We start from the raw sequence: 9090 nt of genomic DNA on the forward strand, positions 1-9090 counted from the left end.
GGCGTCGTGGTCGTGATAGGCGACCCGCCGACCGACCGTGGACAACTCGCACAACCACTCAACCTGGAGGACATCAGCCCGGTCGAAATTCAACTGCTTAACCGTCCTCGGAAACGGGTCACCCCCAGACCTCAGCAGAAAACTTGTTCGACTTGTTCATAGCTCCATTCTCTCAAGAGTTGGAGCCTCCACCAAATCCGGGGCGATTCAATGACCGATAACGTAAAACCAGGTCATCGCGTGTTTAGGGATGGACGCACGAATCTGTAAGAGTGTCGATAAATGGCCTCCATCGTCGCGTTGTGCAGACGTTCTTCGCATCGTTCTCTTGAGCAACACATGAATGCGGGACGCTGTATAGCAACTGAGGTTGAGGGCGGTGACCAGAATTCGCCGATGCCGCCGGTGCTGCAGCCTGCCGGCTCTCATGCCGCCACGGCGTCCCCGATTCCGGAGTTCGGTAATGCTGCGAGATTTTAGCGAGTCTTGAATGACTCCGTGCGTCCAGCAAAAGCGCAAATGCAGGGGCGTTACGATCTTGTTTTGCCCTCTACCTCGCCGAGTACAAACACGCAGTATAGACCTGTCGCTGTGAAAGCGGATGCAGCCGCAAAGCCGTGCTGTTCGTACAGCGTCACCTGGTGCGCGCCGGTGCCCGTACCCGCGAAGTTCTTGATACCTTCGCGGTCTTCAGCAGGTCTTCGCGCTTTGTCTCGTTGCCATGCGCAACGCGGTCATTCTAGCAATGACGCGCGCGGATCATCCGCGCGCCAGATTCGAGCGTGTATGCCAGATGCGGAGCGGCAAATGAGAGCATCCCGAACGTTATCCACTATCCCGGTTTCGGATGATCAGCCGCGCGATGGGCGAACGCAGAAAACCGCAAAAACTCCAGCCACGAATTCGCATCGTGGCCAGTCGAGCTCTCCTATCGATGGATTGCGGTCAAGAGCCAAGGCGGACCGAATCGATGGCAGCGGTTTGCTAACCCCGAGACGAGCGGAGCTGAGCATGTTGATGCGTAGCGGGTTGCGACTCAAAACCGAAAACATTAAAGAGGCTATTAAGGAGGAAAATCAAAGCGCACTGGAAGTGACTGTTTCAGAAAGCCTTAAACCTGAAAATGAATCGGTTCTAACACCGAGACAAGCACAACTGAGCGTGCTGATGCGTGCCGGGTTGAAGATCAAATCCGACGCCATTAATAAGGCGAATGAAAGCGCGCTGAAAGCGGCCATTGCCGAAAGCCTTAAACCCTCGAAACGATCCTTTGAGAAATCGGTGCCAGGGCGGGCAGAGTTGCCAACGTCGCCAAGCTCGCTGCAGCGTCGGCCAGCCCTACGACGTCTGGGGACGCCAACAAATGTATCTGCGACGCCCGCGCCACCCACGCGACGAGCCCCACCGCCGTTGCCACCGCGGCGCTCTAATGGCTTGGCGGGACCGGTGTCGCTTGCCTTGCCGCCGCGGGAAGCATCTCCGCCATTGCCGCCGCGGCGGACGGGCGCATCGACAAAGTCTATGCCGCCAGCATCGCTCGCGCGATTGGGGCCGATGCGCGCTGCGTCGTATGAGCAGACGCTCGGTCCAATCGTTGGTGCACAACCACAGTCTCGCAAAAACCCGATTTGGCGTAAGGTCTTTCCTGAGCAAGCTCGTGTGCTAGCGAAGATATCTAATAGAATTAATAGTATGCGACATAATATTTCACGCACGGTTCATCGTGAAATAGCGAATCAAATCGAGAATGCTGAGCGAGATGCGCAAAAGCAATATATGTCACTGATGCAAAAGTTCCGTCAAGCTAACAACTTCGTCAGGAACGCGAATGAAGTGGTAGAAATGGTGGTGGATGCTTTTAATACCGTTAACAGGGGATTCGACCAAATGAAAGCCCGGCTGGAGCAAGCCCGGCTGGAGCAAGCCAGGCAGGAGAGTGCCAGGCCGGAGAAAGCCAAGCTGAAGAAAACCCGGCCGGAGAAAACCAAATCGGAGAAAACCAAGTCGGAGAAATCGACGTTGGAGAAAGCGAGTGCCGAACTGTTTCGTTGATGGCGATTGCCAGGCGGGATGATCGACGTCGCGGGGCGACGTTCTTTCTCCGAGCGATCAGCGTCATTTGACATACCCCGTCACCGGGATGCAATTTCTTCAGATTCCCATCATCGCGTGGAGGGGTGGTCTCAAACAGAAGGCATGCACATCCTTGGGCGCTCGATGTTTTCGCGAATCCTGCAACAACCATTCAATCGATTTATTTCGGGGCCGCTGACGGCGACGCCCCCCGTGCGAGGCCGCTCTACGGCGGGCAGCGCGCGCATACCCAATGTGCCGGAAAACGCACTGTTCACAGGGTTGCCGCGGCGGGAGCGAGTGGTGGGTTGGGGAACGGGTACTGAATCGCCTAGCGGCACTATGGGCCCATCACGAAAGCCGAGCGCCGCGGATTTGTCTGGGTACGCCACGCCAAGCAGCACCCTAAACGGTACTACCGTTGTGGGATTTGGCTCGTCGCGAGCTAGTACATTTGTCGCTTCCCCTGAGAGCAGCACGAGAGTTTTGAACAGATTGTCGACGATTGCCAGTGCAAGCCGGCAGGTGCCGTCATGGCCCAACAAAAAGGCGCCGCCGTGCTCACTCGAAGCACGGCCCTTGTCGGTCGAGATCGATTTTCCACGAGATTTCTGGGATATACCGCATCTCGGCGTGGTCGTACCGACGGTGCCAGCGGATCTGACGAATCAGAATCCTGGTTTTATAGTGCCACCGCGGAACAAGCAGACAGGCCAGCCTTTCGTACGCGATAAGCCGGGATTCACCGCGATCAAAGCCAACTCGATTCGTCCTTTCCCAAACTTGTTCAACGCAGCCGCTCTTACGGTGCAGCCGCCAGCCGCTACCGATCTCTCAGTTGCTGGTTTGTCAGCCAGTTTTGCGCAGGAGGGTATCGGAGGCGGGCTCAACGGCCATGCTCTATTGGCATCGGCAATCAAACGCAGGCGCTATGGCCGTCAGCTCGATTTGATGCTAAACGCGGATGTCAGACGTTTCAAGGCCAAACCTGAACTTGCGACGCTGATTCTGACAAAGGGCAAGAATGGCCGGTACCGGTACGACATGGACAAGGTAGCGAAGCTCGCCGCGAGCGACAACCCTGAGCATTCGGACGAGATTGCAAATGCCAAAAACGTTTTTTTGACGGCCTACATCAAAGACGAGGTGGCTGCCAAACGGTGCCACCGTGCGAAGTACGAGATATTGCGCAATACACTGGGCATGGCGTCGGCCGGTCTACTGGTCGGCGCGACCCATGGCGTGGCCGCCGCATCATCGGGTGCGACGGTGATGGCGGCAAAGAAGGCTGGCCTCTCGATCGGTCTTATCAACGCATTCGATGTAGCTGCAAGCGTACGCGGTTTTAAACAGCGAATGCGCGATGAGAAGCAACGGGATATCGATGAGGGGTTTTTAACGCGCCGGCTCGACCTCAAAGATTGCGATATTCCCGACGATACCCCCGAGGCCGGTATTGACATCGTTCACGCGGCTATGAGGGATGATGCAAGGATCGCTGCTGACCGGCAGACGTTTCGTGTTGTATTCAAGGGTGCAATGATCGACCATCAAAAATCATCTTTGGAGAAGGGCAGACGGGCGCAACTCGCGGCCGAGCACGCGTGCGCTGTGGTCGATTATCATGTCAAGCAGTTCGCCAGGAGCGAATTCGGAAAGCTCGAGGCCTTCCATCGCACAGTTCATCGCGCCGGCTCATCGCGCCGGCAAAAAGACAAAATGCTGGCATCGCTGATTAAGCGCGATGAAAACCTGCGTATAGCATATGACTTGATGCGTGACATCGGCATGCGCCGCGGCGAGGCGGCAGCAACAATTCACGGCATTATCGCGCGCAAGCTCGAGCACGCCATCGCGATGGATGCCGACCGGCCGCTCGGCGCCACAACAGAAGCCATGAAGCAGGATGCGGCGGACGACACCGGTAAGCCAGACGGCGGTCAAGTGCGCGCGTTCGCGAGCGTGCTCAGGCGCCGTTAGAACCGATTCTGCTTCACAGTGCCGATGTGTTAGCGCGAGCGCGCTTGCCTCAGATCTCCAAAGTCGCTTCGATATCAACGCACGGATTGCCGAGCCACGCGCGGTGGTGAGCACGGATATCGTCGGTCGTCCACGTCGAGCCAATGGGCCCCATTTCAAAAGGCATTGACGTCAGTGCGTAACGCGGCGTTTCCGCAACGTCGATTTGCGTGCTGAGTCTTCGCATATTGCGTCCCGTCTTCCATCATCGCCTCGCGGCGGGCGGCGCCGCGATCAGAATTCGCAAAGGCGGCTGGACTCAAACAAATTGGTCTCACGGGAACCGGGGGCGATTTGCCCTCACATTCCCCCGCCTAACGAACCTAACGACCATGCCTGTCATACATTCAACCTCCGTCGGTTTCGGCCGCCCCGACGCGGCCGAAACCGAGCCCCCCTTCCGTGAGCACGAAAGCGACGTTCAGGGCGTATTGGGAACGACGACCTCAACTGCGCTCGCGCGGGCTCAGGGACAGCGCGACCCGCGCTTAGCGTCGTTGCCTACACGCAGAGACGAGAAGACCGGTTCTATGTCGAAGGACGATATCGAGTGCTCTTCAGACGGGAGAAACTCGGTAGGGGGCAACAGTCCGCGCGGGGCCTTGCCGCTCCTCGACCGGAGGCGCTCCTCTACTGCGTTTATGACGTCGCTCCCCACAGGCGCGACCGTCGGCACAGTCTCCGAGATCGAACTGCAGAATATGCCGGCCGGGCATATCGCGCGCCTCAGCCATAAAGAGATGCAGGCAGTGTTGCACAGCCTGGACGATCTGTGTGGGACGCTGACGCATTCGCTGCGCAGCGTCGGCCGGATTTATGCCAGGGTGAAGGAGGAGTTGAACAAGCCGGATTGTCCAATCCTGCCCGATACCCAGATCCGGAGCCTTGACGAGATCCAGTATTGCATAGGCATGATGCGGTTGCAAAAGCGGGACCTGGACCAATTGCGCGAACATCTGAAGAAGTTCGTGATGCATCAGGCCGACACCGCGAAGAATCGTACTTGGGGAGAATGGCTGAGGTCCGATCCCGTGCAGAAAGCTATCGCCGTCGCAGAGGTCGCCTTCGCGATGGTGTTGAAGTTTGGTGCCTGGTACGGGGTGGAAGCAATCCTTCCGGGCGAGGCTGATGCTTTCGAGACCACCGCCAAGACAGCCGTGCTGATCACGCAACGTCTCCTGCTATCCCTTTTGCTCGCAGGGGTCGGTGAGTATGTCCCGGGCACTGATGGGCCGCGGCGCTGGGTCAATGCGGGCGGAGATCTCAAAACGATCCAAGGCTTCGGGCAAGCCGTCGACCAAGGCATTACCCTCGCCGGGCAATTCGGCACTAACTCCGCGAGCGGGCAGGCAGCGCCCTCACCCGGGCAGATCGCCGGCTTCGGGCTGGTCGGGCTAGGCGGCGTGCTGCAGACGGGCGCGCTGAACAAGCCGATCCTCAGCGCTATCGACTATCTGCGAAACGGCAACGATGGGCCCGAAGGGGGCCTCGACCTCGTCGATACAGAAGAGCTGAGGGCGACCCAGCGTAAACAGGCACAAGGACGGTCTCCGCAGGCGGAAGTGTCTGGCAGGGACCTGGAAGAGGGGCGCGGGCCAGTCACGCAGGGCGCCGGCGGAAAGAGCGATGTGAGTGCCTTGATTGATGACTTGCTGACGCGTCACGTCCCGACGATGCGGACGCAGATCACCCGCGCCTTCAAAACCGTGTCCGGCGTGCATAAGGCGCTCGCGTCTCCGGCAGGATCGGCGCACGAAGCCGCAGAGGCGGCGGCGATGGACGCCCTCCGCGACGCGACCGGTCAGGCGCTGCTGCGGCCGGTACCGCCTCAGGATCATGAGGCGCAGGTCGCGCAATTCAGGCGAGACCTCGATTCGATCCGGGCCGCGGCGTTCGATGTGCGCGACGGCCTAGCCCCGAACGACGAACTGCGGGACAAGATCGAGGCGGTTTTCCGAGATGCCGGGAAGATGGAAGAGGCGGTGACCAATGCGTCGGAGAATCTCACGCCGCACGATACTGCGTTCCTACGCGGCATGATTGGCCTGGGCTCAGTCGGCTTGCTGCTGACCTTCATTGGACCGCCCACCGGCAACAAGTGGCTATCGAACGTCAACAACCGTGCTGCGATCGCGGGCCTGACATCGTCCATCGGGCAGAACCTCGCCAACCTGGGTCAGTTCTTGGGCGGCGCGAAGCCCGGGGATGGACGTTTGATGCGTTTTTTAAAGATGGGGCTCGACAACGAGAACGACAACCAGGTCGTCAAGTTCGCCAAAGACTGGGGACGTAACATCCGATTCTTGCCGATTGAATTCGTGCCGCTCACGATCTCGACCACGTTGGCCGAAATGGGCAGTAAGTTGAAGGGCCAGGTCCCCAACGCGCCGCTGAATGCCATTCCGTCGGTCACTACCGATCGGCTCATGATGGAGGCTTTACGGATGGCGCTCAGCAACGCCTTTATGGTTTTCCGACTTGGCCATAAGCTGGAGTGGCACCACTATGCCGGCATGGCCTCGACCTTCGCCGGTGCGGCGACGGCTGTGGGGACTGAGCTGCGCAGGTAGTTTGGCGATAGGGCATTGTCAGTTGTGCAACCAGTGCCCGTTCTAATGGTTTTTTCGGACGGCGGCGTTGTTCGATTCCGTCTCGCCATGCTTTGCCCCTCTCTATATCCGTTGCGTTGAGAACCGTGCTTTCATGAGATTGCTATGATATAACATATCAATCAGGTCTGGATATGTTATATCATATCAATTCACCTCGATTGCGGATGGAATCCCGTGCCGGACGTTGCGGAGGTCGCTACTTGCGCTCGAGAACCACGAGCAAACGCCTGCACGCAATGGACCACTACATCCGCGAAGAAGGCCTCCCACAACAGAACGCCGGAGAATGCAATGAAAGTCATAGAATCGATCGAAGGTCTCGTACACCGTAGGCTGAAACTCACGAGGCTCGTCGCGGCCGGCGCCGCGACCCTCGTGTTCGCGAGTTCGGCGCTTGCACAGACCCCGCGCATTCCCGTCGTCGCGGCCGAAAATTTTTATGGCGACGTCGTCAAGCAGCTGGGCGGCACGCACGTCGACGTGATCAGCATCCTCAACAATCCGGACCAGGATCCCCACCTCTTCGAGGCGAGCCCGAACACAGCGCGCGCCTTGCAACGCGCGAGTCTGGTCGTCTACAACGGCGTCGATTACGACCCGTGGATGGACAAGCTGCTCACGGCCTCCAAGAACGGCAAGCGCGTGACGATCGTCGCGGCGAAGCTGCTCGGCAAGAAAAGCGGCGACAATCCGCATCTTTGGTACGATCCCGCAACGATGCCTGCAGTAGCACATGCCGTGAGCGTCGCACTCGTTGCGGCCGATCCGGCTCACAAGGACGACTACGACGCAAATCTTGCGAAATTCCTGAGCTCGCTCGAGCCGATCGGCCACAAAGTTGTCGCACTGCGCGAACGGTACAAGGGCCAGCCAGCTACGGCTACCGAGCCCGTGTTTGGTTATATGGCAGATGCAATAGGATTCGACATGCGCAACGCGCGTTTCCAACTGGCCGTGATGAACGATACCGAGCCTAGCGCTTCTGACGTGGCCGCATTCGAGCGCGACTTACGCGAAAAGCGCGTGCGCGTCCTGATTTACAACAGCCAGGCGACCGAAGCACTGACCAAACGCATGCTCGAGCTTGCGAAAAGCTCGGGCGTGCCGAGCGTCAGCGTCACCGAGACCGAGCCCGCCGGTATGACCTTCCAGCAATGGATGCTCGCGCAGCTCGACGGGCTTTCCGCCGCACTCGAGCGTAGAAGTCAATGAACACGGCCGCTACACGATATTGCCCGGCCAGCGCGGCGCAAACAGTGTGGCGGTCCGCTAATGCAAAGCCACCGACGCAATCGACACGTGCGGCTGCGTCGCAGACAGGATCACCTCAGCCTCGAATTTCAGGCACGCCGAATTCATGTCGAGTTATTGCGCTTGGACAGACTTACATGATGCCGGCGGCGTCCAAAACGAGCATTTTCGCCGGACAAGAGGCGCACCAGTCACGAAGTGGATCCGTTAAGGACTGCGTTCGCTGAGGCTGGCGCGCTGCTGGCGTGGCGACATCCAACGCTAATGTGACCGATCCCGGCAACACGTGTCCCGCTTCGCTCCGAAGCGTCGCTTCCGACTCGATACGGACAAGAGATCAATTCTTCGCAGTCGGAATGTTTCGGTAATGGGACAAATTGTAGCCTAGAAAATCCAGAGCGCTCGACCAAAGTCTGTGCATTAATAATCGATTGATGAATTTTAGGTCACATATATGCTTTGGTCGTCATTGACCTCATGCAGCGAGGACAATTTTTCGTCTGATTTTTCAAACACGGACTCGACGCGTTCAAGCGCACGGACGCAGTTTGAGATACCTTTAAATACCCGCGGTCAGACTCAGCCTTTGCATGCGCTCTCGGGTTTAGGACGGCGACGTGCGAATTCAGTACCTTCCTCTTTGAACGGTTCAAGCCGCGCAGTCCACGCCAAGAATCTCCGAATGACGCAAGCGAGCCTGCCAGATCCTTACGCCTGGCTCGAAGAAATCGAAAGCAATCGCGCTCTTGAATGGGTACAAAAGCGTAATGCCATCACGCTTCGTGAACTCAGGGCCGAACAAAACTATGAGCCGACGCGCGCTAGCTTGCTAAGCTTGCTGAATTCCAAGGAGCGCATTCCTCATTTTTCCCGCTGCGGCGAGCAACTGTACAACTTCTGGCAGGATGAGCAGCACCCGCGGGGCGTATGGAGGCGCACGACCTTCGGCGACTATCGCAAGGCTCAGCCGACATGGGAAGTGCTGCTTGACGTAGACGCGCTCAATATCGGTGTTTGTCAACGTAGTTGTCGCGTCGCATCATGCGCACTGCTTTAATTCGGCTCGGGGCGCACGCTCCGGATTGAGCCAGACCTCGTCCTTCAATTCCCAATTGCGAGTCGAGCGAGACCACCG

5 protein-coding genes are annotated in these 9090 nt (G+C 58.3%); all 5 read left to right on the forward strand.

What is annotated here, in order from left to right:
* The first annotated feature begins 1011 nt into the window (after nucleotides 1–1011).
* Complete coding sequence (locus GWC77_RS26020) at nucleotides 1012–2052, forward strand: hypothetical protein (protein WP_173261807.1); 1041 nt, start codon at nucleotides 1012–1014, stop codon at nucleotides 2050–2052.
* A gap of 600 nt (nucleotides 2053–2652) precedes the next feature.
* Nucleotides 2653–4053: a hypothetical protein gene (locus GWC77_RS26025; protein ID WP_173261810.1), complete on the forward strand. Its 1401-nt coding sequence runs from the start codon at nucleotides 2653–2655 to the stop codon at nucleotides 4051–4053.
* A 569-nt stretch (nucleotides 4054–4622) separates the two neighbouring features.
* A complete protein-coding gene (locus tag GWC77_RS26030; protein WP_173261813.1) occupies nucleotides 4623–6662 on the forward strand; it encodes a hypothetical protein in 2040 nt (679 codons plus the stop codon).
* A gap of 333 nt (nucleotides 6663–6995) precedes the next feature.
* Nucleotides 6996–7916 (forward strand): metal ABC transporter solute-binding protein, encoded by a 921-nt coding sequence (locus tag GWC77_RS26035; RefSeq protein ID WP_173261815.1) that lies wholly within the window; start codon nucleotides 6996–6998, stop codon nucleotides 7914–7916.
* A 721-nt stretch (nucleotides 7917–8637) separates the two neighbouring features.
* Nucleotides 8638–9012, forward strand: coding sequence for a S9 family peptidase (locus tag GWC77_RS26040; RefSeq protein ID WP_173261818.1), 375 nt, complete (start codon nucleotides 8638–8640; stop codon nucleotides 9010–9012).
* Nucleotides 9013–9090 lie beyond the last annotated feature (78 nt).

This window comes from Paraburkholderia sp. NMBU_R16 (genome assembly GCF_013282575.1).
Taxonomy (GTDB): domain Bacteria; phylum Pseudomonadota; class Gammaproteobacteria; order Burkholderiales; family Burkholderiaceae; genus Trinickia.

Bases quoted from the DNA above. Each gene is read 5' to 3' on its own strand.
- GWC77_RS26020 (WP_173261807.1), top strand. From the start codon at position 1,012: ATGTTGATGCGTAGCGGGTTGCGACTCAAAACCGAAAACATTAAAGAG.
- GWC77_RS26030 (WP_173261813.1), top strand. From the start codon at position 4,623: ATGTCGAAGGACGATATCGAGTGCTCTTCAGACGGGAGAAACTCGGTA.
- GWC77_RS26035 (WP_173261815.1), top strand. From the start codon at position 6,996: ATGAAAGTCATAGAATCGATCGAAGGTCTCGTACACCGTAGGCTGAAA.
- GWC77_RS26040 (WP_173261818.1), top strand. From the start codon at position 8,638: ATGACGCAAGCGAGCCTGCCAGATCCTTACGCCTGGCTCGAAGAAATC.